General features: G+C 34.9%; 20 protein-coding genes. 5 read left to right on the plus strand and 15 right to left on the minus strand.

Annotated elements, in window-relative coordinates; translation table 11 throughout:
- Positions 1-112 precede the first annotated feature (112 nt).
- The 6 genes from ACQ65V_RS10150 to ACQ65V_RS10175 are packed head-to-tail and all read right to left on the minus strand — an operon-like array spanning position 113 to position 6,348.
- A complete protein-coding gene (locus ACQ65V_RS10150; protein ID WP_430467804.1) occupies positions 113-1,444 on the minus strand; it encodes a DUF58 domain-containing protein in 1,332 nt (443 codons plus the stop codon).
- Entirely contained in the window at positions 1,444-2,505 is a 1,062-nt protein-coding gene (locus tag ACQ65V_RS10155; protein ID WP_430467805.1) for an AAA family ATPase, read from the minus strand. Before ACQ65V_RS10155 ends, ACQ65V_RS10150 begins: the two co-directional genes overlap by 1 nt.
- Entirely contained in the window at positions 2,505-3,710 is a 1,206-nt protein-coding gene (locus ACQ65V_RS10160; RefSeq protein WP_430467806.1) for a DUF4350 domain-containing protein, read from the minus strand. The genes ACQ65V_RS10155 and ACQ65V_RS10160 overlap by 1 nt, the downstream gene beginning before the upstream one ends.
- Positions 3,703-4,431: a hypothetical protein gene (locus tag ACQ65V_RS10165; protein ID WP_430467807.1), complete on the minus strand. Its 729-nt coding sequence runs from the start codon at positions 4,429-4,431 to the stop codon at positions 3,703-3,705. The genes ACQ65V_RS10160 and ACQ65V_RS10165 overlap by 8 nt, the downstream gene beginning before the upstream one ends.
- Positions 4,424-5,344: a hypothetical protein gene (locus tag ACQ65V_RS10170; protein ID WP_273290718.1), complete on the minus strand. Its 921-nt coding sequence runs from the start codon at positions 5,342-5,344 to the stop codon at positions 4,424-4,426. Before ACQ65V_RS10170 ends, ACQ65V_RS10165 begins: the two co-directional genes overlap by 8 nt.
- Entirely contained in the window at positions 5,341-6,348 is a 1,008-nt protein-coding gene (locus ACQ65V_RS10175) for a stage II sporulation protein M (RefSeq protein ID WP_430467808.1), read from the minus strand. Before ACQ65V_RS10175 ends, ACQ65V_RS10170 begins: the two co-directional genes overlap by 4 nt.
- A gap of 35 nt (positions 6,349-6,383) precedes the next feature.
- Between ACQ65V_RS10175 and ACQ65V_RS10180 the strand changes: the two genes are divergently transcribed.
- Positions 6,384-7,109: an RDD family protein gene (locus ACQ65V_RS10180; protein WP_155089754.1), complete on the plus strand. Its 726-nt coding sequence runs from the start codon at positions 6,384-6,386 to the stop codon at positions 7,107-7,109.
- 232 nt (positions 7,110-7,341) lie between these two features.
- Positions 7,342-7,953, plus strand: a complete 612-nt coding sequence (locus tag ACQ65V_RS10185) for a trimeric intracellular cation channel family protein (protein WP_430467809.1) — start codon at positions 7,342-7,344, stop codon at positions 7,951-7,953.
- Here the strand turns inward: ACQ65V_RS10185 and ACQ65V_RS10190 are convergent.
- From ACQ65V_RS10190 to ACQ65V_RS10215, 6 genes are all read right to left on the minus strand, one after another.
- A complete protein-coding gene (locus tag ACQ65V_RS10190) occupies positions 7,950-8,327 on the minus strand; it encodes a hypothetical protein (protein WP_430467810.1) in 378 nt (125 codons plus the stop codon). The two genes, ACQ65V_RS10185 and ACQ65V_RS10190, sit on opposite strands and share 4 nt — an antisense overlap.
- 1 nt (position 8,328) lies before the next feature.
- Positions 8,329-9,249: a M28 family metallopeptidase gene (locus ACQ65V_RS10195; RefSeq protein WP_430467811.1), complete on the minus strand. Its 921-nt coding sequence runs from the start codon at positions 9,247-9,249 to the stop codon at positions 8,329-8,331.
- A gap of 26 nt (positions 9,250-9,275) precedes the next feature.
- Entirely contained in the window at positions 9,276-9,902 is a 627-nt protein-coding gene (locus ACQ65V_RS10200) for an intradiol ring-cleavage dioxygenase (RefSeq protein WP_430467812.1), read from the minus strand.
- Positions 9,886-10,473 carry an SRPBCC family protein gene (locus tag ACQ65V_RS10205; protein WP_430467813.1) on the minus strand — a complete coding sequence of 196 codons (588 nt, stop codon included), beginning with the start codon at positions 10,471-10,473 and terminating at the stop codon, positions 9,886-9,888. The genes ACQ65V_RS10200 and ACQ65V_RS10205 overlap by 17 nt, the downstream gene beginning before the upstream one ends.
- Positions 10,474-10,511: 38 nt before the next feature.
- A complete protein-coding gene (locus ACQ65V_RS10210; RefSeq protein WP_430467814.1) occupies positions 10,512-12,656 on the minus strand; it encodes a M3 family metallopeptidase in 2,145 nt (714 codons plus the stop codon).
- A 200-nt stretch (positions 12,657-12,856) separates the two neighbouring features.
- Positions 12,857-13,558, minus strand: a complete 702-nt coding sequence (locus tag ACQ65V_RS10215; RefSeq protein ID WP_430467815.1) for a peptidylprolyl isomerase — start codon at positions 13,556-13,558, stop codon at positions 12,857-12,859.
- A gap of 2 nt (positions 13,559-13,560) precedes the next feature.
- On the opposite strand from ACQ65V_RS10215, the gene ACQ65V_RS10220 reads away from it, so the two are divergent.
- Together ACQ65V_RS10220 and ACQ65V_RS10225 are read left to right on the plus strand one after the other, a co-directional pair.
- On the plus strand, positions 13,561-14,202 hold the full coding sequence (locus tag ACQ65V_RS10220) for an NUDIX hydrolase (RefSeq protein ID WP_430467816.1): 642 nt from the start codon (positions 13,561-13,563) through the stop codon (positions 14,200-14,202).
- Positions 14,203-14,250: 48 nt separating this feature from the next.
- Complete coding sequence (locus ACQ65V_RS10225; RefSeq protein WP_430467817.1) at positions 14,251-15,051, plus strand: lysophospholipid acyltransferase family protein; 801 nt, start codon at positions 14,251-14,253, stop codon at positions 15,049-15,051.
- 83 nt (positions 15,052-15,134) lie between these two features.
- Here ACQ65V_RS10225 and ACQ65V_RS10230 read toward each other — a convergent pair whose 3' ends face one another.
- Together ACQ65V_RS10230 and ACQ65V_RS10235 are read right to left on the minus strand one after the other, a co-directional pair.
- On the minus strand, positions 15,135-15,767 hold the full coding sequence (locus tag ACQ65V_RS10230; protein ID WP_430467818.1) for a hypothetical protein: 633 nt from the start codon (positions 15,765-15,767) through the stop codon (positions 15,135-15,137).
- 4 nt (positions 15,768-15,771) lie between these two features.
- The gene (locus ACQ65V_RS10235) at positions 15,772-16,266 is read right to left on the minus strand and encodes an RNA polymerase sigma factor (protein WP_155089764.1); all 495 of its coding nucleotides are present in this window, start codon (positions 16,264-16,266) and stop codon (positions 15,772-15,774) included.
- A gap of 121 nt (positions 16,267-16,387) precedes the next feature.
- Between ACQ65V_RS10235 and ACQ65V_RS10240 the strand changes: the two genes are divergently transcribed.
- A complete protein-coding gene (locus ACQ65V_RS10240; protein ID WP_273290698.1) occupies positions 16,388-17,659 on the plus strand; it encodes an NAD(P)/FAD-dependent oxidoreductase in 1,272 nt (423 codons plus the stop codon).
- 3 nt (positions 17,660-17,662) lie between these two features.
- Here ACQ65V_RS10240 and ACQ65V_RS10245 read toward each other — a convergent pair whose 3' ends face one another.
- Complete coding sequence (locus tag ACQ65V_RS10245) at positions 17,663-18,367, minus strand: lysoplasmalogenase (RefSeq protein ID WP_430467819.1); 705 nt, start codon at positions 18,365-18,367, stop codon at positions 17,663-17,665.
- Between the last annotated feature and the right edge of the window lie 53 nt (positions 18,368-18,420).

Genomic DNA, 18,420 nt, shown 5'->3' on the forward strand with positions numbered 1-18,420 from the left:
TTGTTTTTTGATTGATGATTCAAATATCCGACAAACATTCTCTTTGCTATAATTGTAATTACTCAATTGTAGTTTTAAGGTGATGAGTTGTTAATTTAGCCATTAGCTATTTCTAAATTAATCCTCTGGCTTTTATTTCTAAATACTTGTTAATCGTATTAATGGTTAGATGCTCTGGCGCTGTTAAAATAGATTGAATACCATGCTTCTGGAGTTCATTAACAATCAGTTTCTTCTCATACATAAATTTTTCTGCAATGATCTTTTGAAAAATGTCAAAGGTGTTATGAGCTTCAAGATTTGTGAGTTTATGTAACTCTGTATTTTCAAAAAAGATAACTACCAAAAGATGATTTTTAGCAATGGCTTGCAAATAAGGTAACTGACGATGTAATGCATCTAAAGTTTCAAAATTGGTATAGAGTAGAAGTAGGCCGCGTTGGGTAAGACTTCGTTTTATGTCTATATATAATCTCGAAAAATCTGATTCTGAAAAATCTGTGTTGACGTTGTATAAGGTTTCCAGAATTTTATTCATCTGAGACGGTCTGCGCTCAGCGACCACCTTATTTTCAACTTTGCGCGAAAAGGTAAACATACCTGCTTTATCTTGCTTTTTTAATGCTACATTGCTAATAACCAAAGTGGCATTTATGGCATAGTCCAATAAACTCAAACCTTCAAAAGGCATTTTCATGGCTCTGCCTTTGTCTATGACGCTGTATATAGGTTGCGACCGTTCATCCTGAAACTGATTTACCATTAACTGATTACGCTTGGCTGTCGCTTTCCAATTAATGTTTCTTATGTCATCACCAGTTACATAATCCTTTATCTGCTCAAACTCCATGGTGTGCCCTATACGCCTAATTTTCTTTAGGCCGTACTCAAATAGCTTATTGGAAAATGCCAATAGCATGTATTTGCGTAACTGTAAAAAGGATGGGTAGTTTGGTACCATGGCATCTTTGGCGAACTGAAAACGTCTGGTCACTAAACCTATGGGTGAATTTACATACACATTTAGATTACCGAAGTAATATTCACCGCGTTCTAACGGTCTTAATTTATAGGTGATTTTCTTTTTATCGTGTTTGTTGAGCTGTGTTTTAATTTCAAAATCGCGTTTCTGATATTGAAACGGCATTTCGTCGATTAATAATAGATCAGTTTTAAAGTTATAGTTATTCTGAAGTGTTATTTCAATAGGATTATCGTCTCCATTACTCAATTTTTCCGGAAGAATTCTAGAGGCCGAAATCCCTTTTTGTTTGAATAATAATATAAGATCAATAAGAACTAACCCAACAGCCACAAAGAATAAAAGTGATGCAATTTCTAATAATCCTGGATATAGATATGCCAGAATAAAAAGCACCACAAAAGCGATAGCGATTATAAAAAACCGAAAGGTTAAATAGGTATGTTTAAATAAGCGCTTCACTATCTCGGAATCTCAATAGTTTCTAATATTTGATCCACAACTTTATCAACCGTAAAGGCTTCCATTTCGCGCTCTGGTGTTAACACCAATCGATGTTTAAGAACAGCTTTGGTACAACGTTTAATATCATCTGGAGTTACAAAATCCCTACCGTTAATGGCAGCATTAGCCTTAGCAGCATTTAAAATGGCAATGGATGCTCTTGGTGAAGCACCTAAATACAAATTGGCATTATTACGTGTATTGTTTACGATAGAAGCGATGTAGTTAAGAAGGTTGTCTTCTACTACGATATGCTTAATTAAATCTTGATAGTTTTTAATGGAATCAGCAGATAACACAGAAGTTATGGTATTAAAATCCATAGTGTCTTGCCTTTTGTGATTATCTACCAAAATTTGAACTTCATCCTCAAGTGACGGATAATCCACTTCAATTTTAAAAAGAAAACGGTCTAATTGCGCTTCTGGTAAGCGATAAGTACCTTCTTGCTCAATTGGGTTTTGTGTGGCAAATACTAAAAACGGAGGTGCCATGTCATAGCGAATACCATCCATAGTGATTTGGCGTTCTGCCATAACCTCAAATAAAGCTGCTTGTGTTTTTGCAGGCGCTCTGTTAATCTCGTCAATTAAAACAATGTTAGAAAAAATAGGGCCTTTTTTATACTCGAACTCACTATTTTTTACATTGAAAATTGAAGTTCCCAGAATATCACTCGGCATTAAATCTGGTGTAAATTGAATTCTGCTAAAATCTACATCCATGGTTTTTGCCAATAGCTTTGCCGTTACAGTTTTAGCTACACCAGGAACACCTTCGATTAACGAATGGCCATTAGTGAGTATAGAAATAATCAACAGTTCAATCATTTCATTTTGCCCAACTATGAATTTTGCAATCTCTTGCTTTATTTGCTCAACACTATCTTGCAGAGGCTTGAGGTCAATTCTACTTTTAAAGTCTTCTGAAGCCTGTTCAACAGGTTCATTACTGGTATTTGCCTCATTGAGGTTGGTATCATCTAAATGTTCTGGTGATGGCATGTTCTGATCTTCCATTATAACTTATGTTTTGTAAAGTGTTCTATTTTTTTATTCAGTTCTATGAGCTCTTGCTCACTGTGATTTGTTTTCGATTTTAAAAAGACTAAGTAATCCACTAAAGCTTTAGCGTCTTCTTTTGTATTGCTAGATTTAACGGCTAATTTTTCAATAAAATTTTGATTGAGCTGATTGGTGTCCAAATAATAATGCGATCTAACAAACTCTAGAAAATAATTAATCTTCTTTTCAATGATATTCGAAAAATCTCCATGTTGGTAGTATAACTCTCCAATGGTTCTGGTAAAATCCACTGTGGCATTTTCCAGTTTGTTGATTACAGGTATAATACGTTGGGTGCGTTTTCCTCTAAAAATCACAAACAATATTAGGCCAAACAAGCTGATATAAAACGCCCATTTTAGAGCTGGGTTGTTCAGTATAAAACGGAGAGGGCTGGTGATTACCTTACGCCCACTTTTGTAATTGTTGTCCCAGATAATTTGCTGTTTTGGTAAATAAGATAAAACGGTTGCAGCATAATCTGCTTTATCTGCCATAAGGTGGTAATTGGTAAAAGCAAAAGGGTTGGTGTGCAATATAAACTGCCCACCATTTTCACCAACATTTACTTTAATAAAATTTGGATTGGTTTCATCAAAATCATCCTCGTCTTTAGTGGTTACAGTGCCTAAAATTGTAGTGGTTAAAGTATCTATAGAGCTAAAATGACTATTTTCTATAACATCCTTAAACAAGCGATTGTTCTTTTGTAAGCTTGGGCTAGTAAATTTATGGTCAGATTCTTTTTTGTATAGATTACTATATTGCCTTTCTACAGCTACGTTTAATGAGTCTATGGTATTGCCATAAAAGTAATTTCCACTCATAAAAACCGTATTGCCTTTTTCAGCAAAATCCATTAATGCCAACGACTCCTCTTTATCAAAACTGAGGTAGTTGTTGATAAACACCAATGATTTTGGAGTTGTAGTATCAACACGTTTTAGGTATTCATAAATTGTCCGTTCTGAGGTCAATATCTCACCTTCAGAAAATGTTTCCAATTCATTAAAAAGAATGTAACAACCCAACGGAATTTTATCGGAAGCTGAGTAAGAGTCTCTCCAATTAAGAGGTTTGGGTTTGGTGACTTCTGCAATCATCATAAAAACGATGACAGCACCAATAATATAGAGCGCTATTTTAGAACGCTTATCCATGCTTAGTCGTTTTTATAAGTTGATTGAAATCGTCTTTATTTTTATTGAAGCTTACTTCGTCTATAGGGAATTCACCATACCAAACGTAATCGTATATGTAAGACACACGTTTAAATAAGCTTTTTAATTTAGAATCTTTTATCTCATTAAGATAATCTGAATTGGTTTTGTCATAGTGCCATTCAATAGTTTGTTTACTAGCCAAAACCTTAAGCGTTTTTAGATACATATATCGTGTAGCTAATCTAAAGTTGTTTTGCTTTATTGCTTTTTTAATAAGCTTGTCAAAATCAACTTGTTCTATGTTTTCTTCAACATAGGTAAAACCTTCTATAGCCTTGTCTTCATTTTTAAATACAGAAGCTATTGGACTTTGCAACAGAAATTTAATGAGCAGATAAAGTACTATTACTCCTAATAAACCATACACAATATATTCCAAGGTTTGGTAATCCAGCCAATCGATATCAAACCCAAACGTATCTCCCAGCCATGTAAAAAAGGATCTGAGGATACGTTGTATTAAATTGATGCCACCAGTATCGTTGATGGAATAATTAAAATCGTTTCCTGAGTAATTATCCTTAAAATTGTCTTTAAAGTACGTCACATCTAGATTTGATGAATCGCGTTTCACCACATTATCTTGAGCCCACAAAATAGAAGCGTAAAATGATGCCACAATAGATGTGCTTATATGTTTGAGCTTTGATTTACTCATTAGCACCTATTTGATCTATTTTCTTTTGAAGAAAGACATTGTGCTTCACTTCGTAGAGGTTGTAATACAGAATACCATAGGATATTTGCGACAGGGCTTGAGTATAAATAAAAGACAATAAAAAAGCAGCGAAACCAAAAGTAAATAATAGGGTTGCAAAAGTACTTGAAGTAATATCAACATTACTATCAACAGAAAAATAGGCATAAATACCAATAATAAAACTAGGTACAGAAATAATTAAAGCTGTAATCATAAGATTTAATATCCCAATAACCAACCCGAACAAAATTACACGCCAAAAATTAGAAAAGGTTAAATCAAAACCTTCTGAAATAGCTTCACCAAATCCTTTTTTTGTTGAAAAGATAGACATAAAGGTTAGCCCAAAAATAGCAGTCATCGTAAAACTTAAACCATACTGAATAATCATTCCCAATAATGGAATAAAAGATACTACCATAGAAATAATTATATATACGATGTACAAAAGTCCTCCAATGAGAATAAAAAGTATGATAGTACCTATATTTCTTAAAATGCTTTTCCAAATATTTTTTGAAACAATCTCACCATCATTTTTCACGTATTCAGCGAGATAAGCGCTTGAAAAACTATAGTTGATTAAGGACGTGATAAAGACAACTAAAAAGAGAATGATGGCACCAGCAATAAAATAATTGTCGGTAGCTACATTATTGCCCATTCCGAATCTAAAATCACGACTTACCAGTCCCATAAAGCCAGTCACCAGTAGATAAGAGCAAATCAATGTTAGGATAATACTGATAGCGTTATACCTTAAATACAAATTGGTATAGGCTTTAAAATTATGTTTTAGAAATAAAAAGTAAGTATTGATGATATCTCCAAACGTACTTCGGGTTCTTAATTCGATATATTTCTCGTTCACGTTAATTCTGGTTTGGGGATTAAATTAGATTGAGCTTCAGAGCGCCCAATAGTCGAAGCTTTATGTAATAAAATAGGATATATGATGTAATAATAAATAATGACAAAAAGCGAAATAAAAATAATGCCATAAGCCAAAAACCAAGGCATCTGTTCACCATAGCGTGTTATAAAGCCTTCAATAAAGCCAGCAATTATAAAAAACGGAATGGTACTTACTACAATTTTAAGTCCATCCTTGGCTCCTTTCATAAATGCAATTCGTCTGGAAAATGTTTTTGGAAATAAAAAACTATTGCCCATTACCAGACCAGCACAACCTGCAATTACAATAACAGAAATCTCAATGGTACCATGCAGCCAAACTGTGGAGGTTTTTTCGAGAATACCATAGTTGTAGAAGAAAGTGATGAAAGACCCTAACATAATCCCATTACTAAAAAGAATCCAAACCGTTCCAACACTAAAAAATACTCCGAGCGCAAAGGCAAAAATGGCTACTCTTATGTTGTTAATCGTGATTCCTAAGAAGGTTCCAATATTACTACCACTTTTATATACAGCCATGGGTTCACCATTCTCAATATTTTCAATAGTCATATTCACATATGCATCACCCAAGATAAGTCTAATAAAGGTATCATCGTTTAATGTTGAAATGACGCCTATTATCACAGCCGACATGAATATTAAAAATGAATACAACAAGGTTTTGTGGTACTGGTAAAAAAACAGTGGAAACTCATCGCGCCAAAACGAAATAATCTTGTTTTTTGATTCTTTTTTGGTAATATAAATTTTCTGATGTGCTTGAGATGCCAAGGAATTTAAATACAATAACGTCTTGCTGCCAGGATAGTAGGTTTGGGCATAAGATAAATCGTTTGTAAGTTGAATATAGTATGAAGCTAAGTCGTCTGGATTTATTTTAGCATTATTATCCAATGCGTTTTCAAAACCAATCCATTTTTCCTTATTTTGCTTCACGAAAGACGCCTCGCGCATAAATCATTTCAATTTAAAAACGAATATACATTTCCATGGGCAAATTAGCAATTAACACCGCACAAAATGTCAACCTAGATTACAAGTTAATTGGTTTGGGTGAGCGCATGGTGGCTTTCTTAATTGATGGTATTATTTTAATCACTTATATCACCATTATGGAGAACTTGGTAAACTTGTCTGAAATTTTTGATGCAGACGGTTGGACCAAGCGTGGTTTTTTGGGTCTGTTTACCTTGCCTGCATTTTTTTATTCTGTGTTGTGCCATATCATTTTCGGAGGACAGACAGTCGGGAAAATGATTATGAAAATTAAAGTGGTTCGTTTTGATGGTACACCAACGCAATGGTACAATTTTATGGTACGTTGGATGTTGAGAATCATAGACATTTGGTTGTTCTTTTCATCTATAGGAATTTTAAGTATTCTTCTCTCTGATAAAAAACAACGTGTTGGTGATGCAGCGGCTGGCACTGTTGTAATTAGTGTAAAGAAAAAGCATAGAATAACAAGCACAATTCTTGAAGATATCAATGACGACTACGTACCTGTGTTTAGTAATGTTACACAACTAACAGATAAGGATGTAAGAATTATAAAAGAAGCCTTTACAATCTCTAAAAAGAACAATGATTTTAAGACTTTGACTTTATTAAAAAATAAAATCTGTGATACGCTTGGTATAGAGACGAAGTTATATGACGTTAAGTTTATTGACACCATTCTTAAAGACTATAACTACTATACTCAAAACATGTAAGCAGAGAACCGCTTTTTCTTTTGGAAAAAGCTTGTGAATCACTTACCCTGAGCTTGTCGAAGGGTCTTAGCATTCAAAATTGAGAATATCGCTTATCCCGAACGCAGTTTCGGGATCTTAGCAGAATTAAGAATATCGCTTATCCCAAAATAGCTTTGGGATAAATAAGTATAGTATTTCATTAGCACTTCGACTGCGCTCAGTGTGACAGTTGTAGTTTAAAATAATAATCATGTTTTTCCAAATAATAGACATACTAGGAACCATAGCTTTTGCCATTTCTGGAGCACTTGTAGCCATGAATAAGCGCATGGATGCCTTTGGTGTTCTTATTATTGCATTTGTTACTGCTGTTGGTGGCGGAACCTTACGCGACGTAATGATAGGTCTAGAGCCAGTATCGTGGATGCGGAATATGACCTTTGTCTATGTGATAACAGCTTCGGCAGTATTTGCTGTAATCTTTAGAAAGCGGATTTCATATTTGCGAACCTCTTTATTTTTATTTGATACCATTGGTATTGCACTCTACACTGTAGTGGGTATCGAAACGGGATTGGTCGCAGGTTTACATCCCATTATATGTATTGCTTTAGGAACTATGACGGCTTGCTTTGGTGGAGTCATTCGAGATATGTTGTGCAATGAGATTCCTGTAATATTTAGAAAGGAAATTTATGCAACAGCTTGTATTTTGGGAGGCTTAACGTATTTCTTGCTGCTACAATTTTTAGAAGAAAGAAACTATTTGTTTATTATAGCTGGCTTAGTGGTGATTACCGTTAGGCTTCTTGCTGTTAAGTTTAAAATTAGTTTGCCGAGTTTGTATAAAAAAGAAGACTAATTGAGCCATTGTTGTCTTCTTTTCTTATTGAAAAGATAAAAACCAACAACTAAAAATAATAGACTTATCAGTGAGCCTGTAACTCCAAGGTTTTCCTGTAGATGATTCTCCATTAATTCTTTACCAAATCGATCTGCAGTACCGATTAATAACCTTAATAATGACCAAATAATTATTAGAAGAGCCCAAATCTTAATAAGTATATTCAAAGCTTTTTTCTTTTTTCGGTTGAGATAAAAGAGCATACATATTACTAAGGCTAAAACAAGAGGTATATAACTTCCCAATACAGCATATTGAATACCTTTTATCAAAAATAGAAATAATGACAATACGAGAATTACAGTATAAAGAGTACTAGATTTATTAGTCATGTCAATTATGGGTTATGATGTGGTTTATGACTTCAAAAACCAAATTGGTCGTTGATTCTAAATACTCAAAATCAACAGTATCAAATGTATCTTTTGGAGTGTCCTTAAACGGTGTTGTATCACCATTAGCAAACTCTTCTGTAATTCCCAAAGCGTTATATCCCAATTCTCTAAATGATTGATGGTCTGTGGAGTTCACTTTGGTCGTGTGGATAGGAATTTGAAGCTCTGAGGCTTTCTCTCTATAAATTTCTTCAAGTTCCTTAGCTGCCAGCTCAATTTCCACGGCTTTATCTAAATCTTTATCCCACCCAATTTGGTCAAACGTGTGAACGGAGTGAATCTTATAATCATTCTTCTTAAGATATTTGGCAAAAGCTCTACTACCAACTAAATCTTCTTCCTCTTGATCAAAAAACACAATCATCACATTTTTTTGTCTTACCGAAACATTTAATAATTTTTTGGCAACTCCATAGAGAAGAGCCATAGCGGATGCATTGTCATTGGCGCCAGGACAATTTCTTGCTGTATCGTAATGCGCTCCTAATACCACGTATTCATCAGATTCAATGGTCGAAGGAATGATTGTATATAAGTTAGTCCCTTTAAACGGATTGACTAATAAGTCAATAAAAACATTTGAGTTTGGTTCTCTATAATCGTGTTCTAGTGTTTTTAAATTCAATTGGTTTAAAGCCTCAGATAAATATCGTCTGGTCATTAAACGTTCCTTTGGAGTTGTTCTGCTATTTATGGTATAATCTGTACTTAATTTTTTGTTTCCGGTAAGAACAGAAACTATTTCACGTTGGGCATCAATGGTTTTTGGTGGTAAACTCTCAATACTTAAATTGATGTCTTCTTGATTTTTACAACCAAAAAAAAGTATAAGAAGAATAAACGTGAGATTTAGTTTCATGTATTTAAAAAGTTGCTCTAATTTACTTAGTCATAATCAGGAATATTACGACCTAAAACCACATCACGTTTTACGTGCAAAATCCCATTCTCCATTTTTGGAAGTACTACACCAGAACCTGCACGTTGTCCCAAACGCTCCTTAAATTCATTCGTTAGGAATTTATCATCTTCAAACATAATGTCATCTACATAATAGGCGTTTGTATTCGATTCTTTTACCGTCATGTGTATATGTTGAGGTGCTGAAGTATTAGGGTAGGAGCTTGGTCTAAAGGTGTAAAACGTGTAACTGCCATCAGAGTTGGTTTTTACCCAACCACGAATATAGCCATGGCGCTTTGCCCAACCTTTTTCATCACCTTTGGTTTCATATATCCCATTTTCATTGGTGTGGTATATGTAAAGTATAATATTTGAAGCTGGTGTTTTACCATCTTTTTGATAAACCGTTCCCGTAATTTTTAGCTTTGGCTCAGAGACTTCGAATTTTGGTAAGGTATCAATGTTAGACAATTTTTTGTCACCATATTCAAGTAGAGCTTCACAACCTTCACATCGCCCTCCAACAATTTTAGTGGTTTCGTCTTTGGTTTGCGATTGACACGAGTAGATGGTCAACGCTATAATTACTATGTTAATTAGTTTCTTCATTTTCAGTGGTCATTTCATCCTCTTTCATAGTTTGTTCAACAGGAAAATAATCCTTAGTATTTTGTTCAATAGCTTTTTTAAGATTCTCAAGATTGGTTTCTTCTTGTGCCTTAATGGAACTTCCTGCCAATGCCATCATGGATTTAGCTAATATGCCATTTCCTACAGTGGTGGTATTGGACGTGATTTTTGTTTTGCCATCCATTGGAGCCATGCTAAGCTTATAATCCATATCCATAAAATCCGAAGTGAAGGTCATTTCAATGGTCTCGTTAGGTACAATCTTGGTAATGGTTTCTCTAATCACCATCTCCTCTCCATCGGTAATAAAATAGACATCAGATACGGCTCCTACAGTACCAGGTGTGCCGCTAACACGTTCTACTTTCTGAAATCCTGGTAACCATTCAGCCATTTTGGCTTCATCTTGAGCGACAGCCCAAGCTTCTGGCAAGGGTTTGTCTGCTACAATTTCACTGTCGTAGGAAACTTCTGGTTTTAATAAACCCAACAATAAAAAGCCAATGATTAAAACGGCTATGATAATGGCGATGTACTTTAAAATTTTCATGATTATATAGTTTTGATTAGTTAGTGTTAAAAGTGTTGTTAGCTTTTAGGTACAGGAAACCCACGATCACGCATCAAGGCTTCAATCTTGGCATCACGTCCTCTAAACTTTCTATAGGCTTCTGCAGGATCCATAGCATTACGTGGTGCAAATAGATATTTCACCAAACGGTCTGCGACTTCACTATCATAAAAACCACCTTCAGCTTCTCTAAAAGCTTCAGAGGCATCACTCGTTAAGACATCTGCCCACATATAGCCATAATAAGCTGTGGCATAACCTTCACCAGAAAACACATGACCAAAATGTGGTGTTCTATGACGCATCGGTAATTCCTTTGGCATACCGAGCTCGTCCAAGGTTTCACGTTCAAATTTATCAATGTCAATGTTTGTTGGATCTGCTAAATGTAACTTCATGTCGATTAATGCTGAAGCTAAATACTCCGTAGTGCCAAACCCTTGATTAAAAGTTGATGCTTTTTTGATTTTTTCAACCAACTCCGCAGGAATTGGCTCTCCAGTTTCATGATGCACCAAAAACTGATTAATCACCTTATCTGTGGATAGCCAACGCTCCAATAACTGTGACTGGAACTCTGTATAATCCCTTACACCACCTTGTAGTGTCGGATACTTAACATCTGCAGCAAAGAAGTGCAATGCGTGTCCAAATTCATGAAAAAACGTCGTTGCATCATCCCAAGAGACAAGAACAGCTTCACCTGGAGCGGGTTTTACAAAGTTTGAATTGTTAGATGCCAAAACATTGGTCTCACCTTCAAAAGTGGTTGAACTTCTATATGTAGTTGCCCAAGCACCAGAACGTTTCCCTTCACGAGCGTAAGGATCTAAATACCAAAGTCCGATATGTTTACCAGAATCTTTGTCCGTCACTTCCCAAACGTTTACATCTTCATGAAATACAGGAACGGAACCTTCTTCAACAGGTGTGAATTTATAATTGAATAATTCTCCAGCGACGAAGAACATAGCATCTGTCAGTTTATCTAATTGTAAATATTGTTTGACTTCGTCACTATCTAAATCGTATTTCTTTTGTCTAACTTTTTCGGCATAATAGCGATAATCCCATGGCTCAATGGTAATATTGTCACCCAGTTCATTGGCAACCGCTTGCATATCTGCAACTTCTTCTTTTACTCGAGCTGTGGCTGCTGGCCAGACCTTTAACATTAAATCCATGGCATTTTCTGGATTTTTTGCCATGCGGTCTTGTAAACGCCATTCCGCATAATTATCGTAACCCATTAGCCCAACACGTTCTTTACGAAGTCTTAAAATCTCTGCAATGATTTTATTATTATCATATTCATCAGCATTATCTCCTCTGGAGTAATAATTCTCCCATACCTTCTTACGTAACTCACGTTCTGTAGAGTAGGTGAGAAACGGATCCATGGATGAGCGCGTGTTGGTAATGGCATACATGCCTTCTTTACCCTTGTCAGTTGCAATTTTAGCAGCAGATTTTATAAAGCTTTCTGACAAACCACCCAATTGATCTTCGGTTAGATAGGTGACATAGTTTTCTTCATCGTGCAATACGTTATTTGCAAATTTGGTATAGAGTTTAGACAGCTCCTTATTGATTTCGGCATAGCGCTTTTTCTTTTCGGCATTGAGATTTGCTCCGTTCATTTCAAACCTTTTATAGATTAAATCCACAACACGTTGCTCTTGAGGTTCTAACGGATTTTTTTGAGATGCCTCATAAACCGCTTTAATACGTTGGAAAAGCTTTTCGTTTTGGGAAATCTTAGATTGAAATTCGGATAATTTTGGTGCTAGTTCTGCCTGTACTTCCCTAAACTCAGGAGAAGACATGTTACTGCTCATTATACCGTAATACGCAAAGACCCTTTGCAATTCCTTGCCAGCACTTTCCATAGCGACGATGGTATTTTCAAAAGTTGGTTCTTCTTTGTTATTGGCAATGGCCTCAACTTCTTTTAGTTGCATTTCCATACCTTTTTCAACAGCTTCCTTTACATCTGCTACGTTCATTTTATCAAAAGCAGGAACACCTTGGTAAGGGCCTTCCCATTCTTGTAGAAGTATATTGTCAGTCATTAATTTGTCTTCGGTTTTTGGTTCGTCTTTACAGCTTGCAAAGAGAATAATACTACCAAGTGCGGCAATTTTGATTGATTTAGTGATCATTGTAGTTAGTTTATGGTTGTTATTCAAAAGCTAATATTGTCATTCTAAATTACCTGCCTGTCGGTAGACAGGAATTCAGAGTCTTATTCAGTTCGAAAATTTAGATGCTGAAACGAGTTCAGCATGACAAATAATAAAATTTTGCTGATTCAAACAATTAGGTAAACAAGTTACTAAAAACTAAAAAAAGGAAGTCTTAATTATTTTATAATTTCCACTTTTCTGATATATACATTGTCTATTGGCCAATCTCCATCATCGGTCTCAACGGCATTGATTTTGTCTACCACGTCCATACCGTTTATGACTTCACCGAAAACGGTGTAATCTTTATCGAGATAACTAGCACCACCAATACGATTGATAATAAAAAACTGAAATGGAGATGCCAATTTGTAAGCATTTTCAATTTCGCTACTTGGCATGGAAACCGCACCACGCTTATGTGTATAGCCACGTTTGGTGTCTGGTGGTAGAAGGTATTTTCCTATTTTGCGTCGCTTTTTGTACAAGTCTAAAGCATCACTACTTCCGCCTTGTATCACAAAATTTGGCACCACTCTGTAGAACTGTGTACCATCAAAATAATTGCGCTTGGTAAGATAAATGAAATTTGCTCTGTGAAATTTAGTTTTGTCGTAAAGTAATATGTCTATGTTACCAAAATCCGTAAATATCCGCACTTTGTTTTCTTTGTGTTCTTTTTCATATTCTAAAAAGAACTCCATAGCATTGTTGTCGGTAAGTTTTGGGAATTCTGGTTCAGTTTTCTTTTTAGGGATTTCTTTGTGTTTTTCGACTATAGTATCTTTTTGTTTAGAGGTGTTTGTTTGTTTTGAAGTTTGTTTATCTTCACAATTCAAAAAAAATAAAGTTATAATTACAACCAATCGAAATCTCATAAATGCGCTTTGATACGTTTTTAAAATCCGTAGTAAAAATAAAACATCTTCAACTTTTGGGCGAACAATCGCACGCAAAAATGTCTCCACCATACCGTTTGGAACTAGCTGAGAAAATGAAAGCCAAGCACAAAAACGCTAAAACAGCTGGTGTTATGGCATTGTTTTATCCTAATACAGAGGACGAAACCTATTTGGTGCTCATTTTGCGTAAAACGTATAAAGGCGTGCATTCTGCACAAGTTGGGTTTCCTGGCGGAAAGTATGAAGAAGTTGATAGGGATATAATGGATACAGCGCTACGCGAAACGGAAGAAGAAGTAGGTGTGCCTGTTTCTGCTGTACAGGTGCTTAAACCCATGTCTCCTTTATATATTCCTCCTAGTAATTTTATGGTGTATCCTCATGTGGCTGTGTCTGAAGTAAAATTAGATTTTATAAAACAAGACGAAGAGGTAGAGGATATTATCGAAGTGAATGTAGAAAGTTTTCTAGATGATGCTAATGTTATAACTACAAGAGTGCCAACTTCTTTTAATGTTGAAGTGGATGTGCCAGCGTTTAAATTAAACGGCCATATTGTTTGGGGAGCAACCGCCATGATGCTTGGTGAAATAAAAGACTTGTTAAAACAAGTTCTATAGCTTGTCTTATTTGTTATTTTTGTAGTCGACTAAAACTGAAACTAATTTATGGGATTATTCAAAAAAAATCCTTTCGGACATATACTTTGGGTAAAAAAATGGCTCATTAGAATTCTTGGTCTTTTAACGCATAGACGCTTTAGAGGTTTTAATGAATTACAGATTGAAGGCTCGGAAATCATAAAGAATCTACCAGATACCAATGTGTTGTTTATTTCTAATCACCAGACCTATTTTGCTGATGTCATTGCCATGTTTCATGTGTTTAATGCGAGCTTAAGTGGTCGTCTCGATAACATTAAAAATGTAGGCTATCTCTGGAATCCGAAGCTAAATATGTATTATGTTGCTGCTAAGGAAACCATGAAATCGGGATTGATTCCGAAGATATTTGCCTATACAGGTTCTATTAGTATTGAACGTACGTGGCGTTCTAAGGGCCAGAATGTGAATCGACAAGTAAAGATGAGCGATATCAGCAACATTAAAAAAGCCTTGGACGATGGTTGGGTAGTGACGTTTCCACAAGGGACAACAACACCATTTAAGCCCATTAGAAAGGGAACAGCGCATATCATAAAACATTACCAACCCATAGTGGTGCCCATTGTAATTGATGGATTTAGACGCTCCTTTGATAAAAAAGGACTAAGAATTAAAAAGAAGAATATATTTCAGACTTTTGAAATTAAAGAGCCTTTGCAAATTGATTACGAAAACGAATCTATTGCTGATATCGTTGAAAAAATTGAATATGCCATTGAGCAACATCCTTCATTTTTAAAAGTAATTCCGCAAGAAGAATTAGAGGAAAAAGAACGACTTAATAAAGAGTTGAGGGATTGGTAAGCCCCTTGATTTTCTTTGTTCTTGCCAATAGTTTTATTTTGTTCTGAATAATTTCCGAATTTGACTCAACAACTCAACCAAAATTACACTTCCAGCTTCTTAAGCTCATCATAATTTCTGTTGAGGCGTTTTAATAAGATACCATAAAGCAGTTTGTAGAATAGCCAAAACACCAATAAGAATACACCAGTAACTAAAATAGTAACAGCGTAAAGCACCATGGTTTGTGTAGAGTTCATGGCTTCAACTTGGTCGTGAAATTCTATATTTTCATTAAATTCAAAATAAAGAGATAGAGGTATAGAGATAAAAATCATCACCAGATTAAAAATCACATAGTACTTAATCACTTTTCTGGTTCTAAGAATACTCTCCATTAATTTTTTTGCACTATCGGTAATGGAAATGGCTTTGTATGATTTGAAAAGTAAATAAATAAACAGTACAATAACAACCAAACTAAGAATAGACAGACCGACAAACAATGGGTTTTCATAACTTGTTTCTAAACGTTCTCTGTATTTTTCAGAAAGTAGATAAGGAAGTATATTTACCAATATCCAAAATGCAAATTCTGCAATGCTTATATAAAACAAGGTCTTTACAATAGAAGACGATTTTTTATGCAGCATAGGATAGATGTCCGTATCCGAATAGTTTTTGTAATCGGATTTATCCTTGTTCCAATCCTTCTTTAATAATTCTAACTCATCCATAGTATTACGGATTTAAAATTGTTCTTAATTTCTTTTTTACACGATTCATTTTTACTCGTGCGTTAACTTCAGTTATACCTAAAGTCTGACTTATTTCTCTATAGTCCTTATCTTCTAAGTACAGAAAAACAAGGGCTTTTTCAATATCGTTTAATTGATGCACTGCGTTGTATAAAAGCTTCAATTGCTGCTCTTCAGTATCATCATACTCTTCTGCTTTTATTTTAAACTGTACACTATCAAACTCTTGGGTGTTAATCCTTCGTTTCGATTTTCTATACAGGGTAATAGCTGTGTTCAATCCTACACGATACATCCAGGTGCTAAATTTAGAATCTCCTCTAAACTTAGGATATGCCCTCCATAACTGAATGGTTATCTCCTGAAACAAATCGTTATGGGCATCCTTATTGTTGGTGTATAAACGACACACCTTATGTACAATGTTTTGATGCTTTTGCAACTGTTCAACAAAACTATGTTCGAGTTCTTTGTTCAATTGATGAAATTGGTTAGTTATCTATTTGTAGTCGTAACTAAAGTATTGTTACAATATTGTTCAAAAATAAAATTTTGGATTTGCTAATCCTTATCTTTGTAAGAGAAATTAATTGCTTCTCATGAATATTCCTAAGTCAAACCTACCAAGAATAGTTATCATTGGTGGTGGTTTTGCTGGTGTTAATTTATCTAAAAAACTGGCAAACAAAAATGTACAAGTTGTATTAATAGATAAACATAACTATCACACATTTCAGCCTTTGTTATATCAGGTATCGAGTTCGGGATTGGAACCCGATTCCATTGCATATCCTCTGAGAAAAATCATTAAAAAACATAAGACTTCTTTTTTTAGACTTGCTGAAGTTAAAGAGGTTGTGCCAGAGCGAAATGAAATTGTTACGGACATAGGAAACCTAAGTTATGACTATCTCGTCCTCGCAACAGGAACAAAAACCAATTTTTTTGGCAATAAAACTATTGAATCCAATAGTATGCCAATGAAAACTGTCTCCCAGGCCTTGGATATAAGAAGTTTGATTTTGCAAAATTTTGAAAAAGCAGCTATTGCAGATTCTAAGGAAGAACGCCAAGCTTATCTTAATTTCGTTATCGTGGGTGGTGGTCCAACAGGTGTAGAGTTATCAGGTGCCATAGCAGAATTAAAAAATCATATTCTACCTAGGGATTATCACGATCTTAACGCTGACGATATGAGCATTCATCTCATGGAAGGTAATGAGCGTGTACTAATTGCCATGAGCGAACACGCTTCTAAGAAAGCGGAAGAATTCTTAAGCGCATTGGGTGTAAAAGTACATTGCAAAACTTTCGTTGAAGACTATGATGGCGTAAACGTTACCACAAATTCTGATTTAAAAATGCAGTCCGAAACTCTAATTTGGGCAGCTGGAGTTACTGGAGCGCCCGTAAAAGGTCTAAAGGCAGATGCTCTAATGGAAAAGACCAATCGCTACCATGTTAACCGTTTTAATTTGGTTGAAGGCTATGACAACATTTTTGCCATTGGAGATATTGCTCTAATGGAAACTGAAGCTTTTCCTAAAGGTCATCCTCAAGTGGCACAACCTGCGATTCAACAAGGGGCATTATTAGGTAAAAACCTGTTTAATCTTATAAATGGTAAAGAGATGAAGCCATTTGTTTATAATGATAAAGGGTCTATGGCCACTATTGGTAGAAATAAAGCCGTGGTGGATTTAAAGCATTATAAGTTCGGTGGATTTTTTGCTTGGTTTATATGGATGTTTATTCATTTGATGTCTCTGGTAGGGTTTAGAAATCGCGTTATTGTACTATTCAATTGGTCGTATAACTACATCAATTTTGATAAAGCAGCACGACTAATCATCAGACCTTTTAAGAAATAGATTTTACTTGCTTGGATTGTCCTCTTGAGGGGACTTTAGGGGTGTTTTTAATATTCCCAAGACAATTAAATACTGTGCCAAGGAATAGGTGACCATTATACTAATATTAGAAAGTGGAATGGGCTGATAAAACTTATTTAAAGCCAAAATACTGTCAGAAATCATAAAGAATATAGCACCTATAAAAACGAGTTTAAAACTCAAGGTGTTAACCTTACCTCGCCTCAAAAATGCAGATGTTGCCATACCTAGAATAATAAGCATGTAAATGGTAACTGGCAAAAGCATCTCTCCCAAACCATCCTTCAACAAATAGAACAATCCTGACGCATATATTAAAAGCATAATAATAAACCCTACGGCAGATTGCTTTTGTTTTCTGTGCTTCAAAAACACTAGGATGTACATAATATGGGCTAACAAAAATGCAATTAAGCCAACAGTAAAAAAATGAGGTGATTGATCTACCAACATCAACAACACATCTCCTAACAATGAGAATACTAGTGCCAAGAGCGTTAAACTCTTTATGTTTTTTGAAAGATGTCCTGAAGTTTTTACAAAAAGGAATATCAAACTTATAACAATGGCTGGTTTGGCTATATAATGAGCTGTTTTCAAGTTTTCTGTATTTCCGGTAATCAATTCAAAAAGAACGATGATAAAAAATAGGATGGAGAATTGTTTTTCTATGTTGGTTAGCTTCATGAGTGGAATTTAGGATAAAAAATTCAATTCATCATTAAAATTTTACAGTTCGG

Source organism: Winogradskyella ouciana, assembly GCF_965284585.1.
GTDB classification, from domain to species: Bacteria; Bacteroidota; Bacteroidia; order Flavobacteriales; family Flavobacteriaceae; genus Winogradskyella; species Winogradskyella ouciana.

What these genes read in the sequence shown, in the direction of transcription:
- ACQ65V_RS10155 (WP_430467805.1), bottom strand. Translation starts at nt 2,505, where the DNA reads ATGGAAGATCAGAACATGCCATCACCAGAACATTTAGATGATACCAAC.
- ACQ65V_RS10160 (WP_430467806.1), bottom strand. Translation starts at nt 3,710, where the DNA reads ATGGATAAGCGTTCTAAAATAGCGCTCTATATTATTGGTGCTGTCATC.
- ACQ65V_RS10165 (WP_430467807.1), bottom strand. Translation starts at nt 4,431, where the DNA reads ATGAGTAAATCAAAGCTCAAACATATAAGCACATCTATTGTGGCATCA.
- ACQ65V_RS10175 (WP_430467808.1), bottom strand. Translation starts at nt 6,348, where the DNA reads ATGCGCGAGGCGTCTTTCGTGAAGCAAAATAAGGAAAAATGGATTGGT.
- ACQ65V_RS10180 (WP_155089754.1), top strand. Translation starts at nt 6,384, where the DNA reads ATGGGCAAATTAGCAATTAACACCGCACAAAATGTCAACCTAGATTAC.
- ACQ65V_RS10185 (WP_430467809.1), top strand. Translation starts at nt 7,342, where the DNA reads ATGTTTTTCCAAATAATAGACATACTAGGAACCATAGCTTTTGCCATT.
- ACQ65V_RS10190 (WP_430467810.1), bottom strand. Translation starts at nt 8,327, where the DNA reads ATGACTAATAAATCTAGTACTCTTTATACTGTAATTCTCGTATTGTCA.
- ACQ65V_RS10195 (WP_430467811.1), bottom strand. Translation starts at nt 9,249, where the DNA reads ATGAAACTAAATCTCACGTTTATTCTTCTTATACTTTTTTTTGGTTGT.
- ACQ65V_RS10200 (WP_430467812.1), bottom strand. Translation starts at nt 9,902, where the DNA reads ATGAAGAAACTAATTAACATAGTAATTATAGCGTTGACCATCTACTCG.
- ACQ65V_RS10205 (WP_430467813.1), bottom strand. Translation starts at nt 10,473, where the DNA reads ATGAAAATTTTAAAGTACATCGCCATTATCATAGCCGTTTTAATCATT.
- ACQ65V_RS10210 (WP_430467814.1), bottom strand. Translation starts at nt 12,656, where the DNA reads ATGATCACTAAATCAATCAAAATTGCCGCACTTGGTAGTATTATTCTC.
- ACQ65V_RS10215 (WP_430467815.1), bottom strand. Translation starts at nt 13,558, where the DNA reads ATGAGATTTCGATTGGTTGTAATTATAACTTTATTTTTTTTGAATTGT.
- ACQ65V_RS10220 (WP_430467816.1), top strand. Translation starts at nt 13,561, where the DNA reads ATGCGCTTTGATACGTTTTTAAAATCCGTAGTAAAAATAAAACATCTT.
- ACQ65V_RS10225 (WP_430467817.1), top strand. Translation starts at nt 14,251, where the DNA reads ATGGGATTATTCAAAAAAAATCCTTTCGGACATATACTTTGGGTAAAA.
- ACQ65V_RS10230 (WP_430467818.1), bottom strand. Translation starts at nt 15,767, where the DNA reads ATGGATGAGTTAGAATTATTAAAGAAGGATTGGAACAAGGATAAATCC.
- ACQ65V_RS10240 (WP_273290698.1), top strand. Translation starts at nt 16,388, where the DNA reads ATGAATATTCCTAAGTCAAACCTACCAAGAATAGTTATCATTGGTGGT.
- ACQ65V_RS10245 (WP_430467819.1), bottom strand. Translation starts at nt 18,367, where the DNA reads ATGAAGCTAACCAACATAGAAAAACAATTCTCCATCCTATTTTTTATC.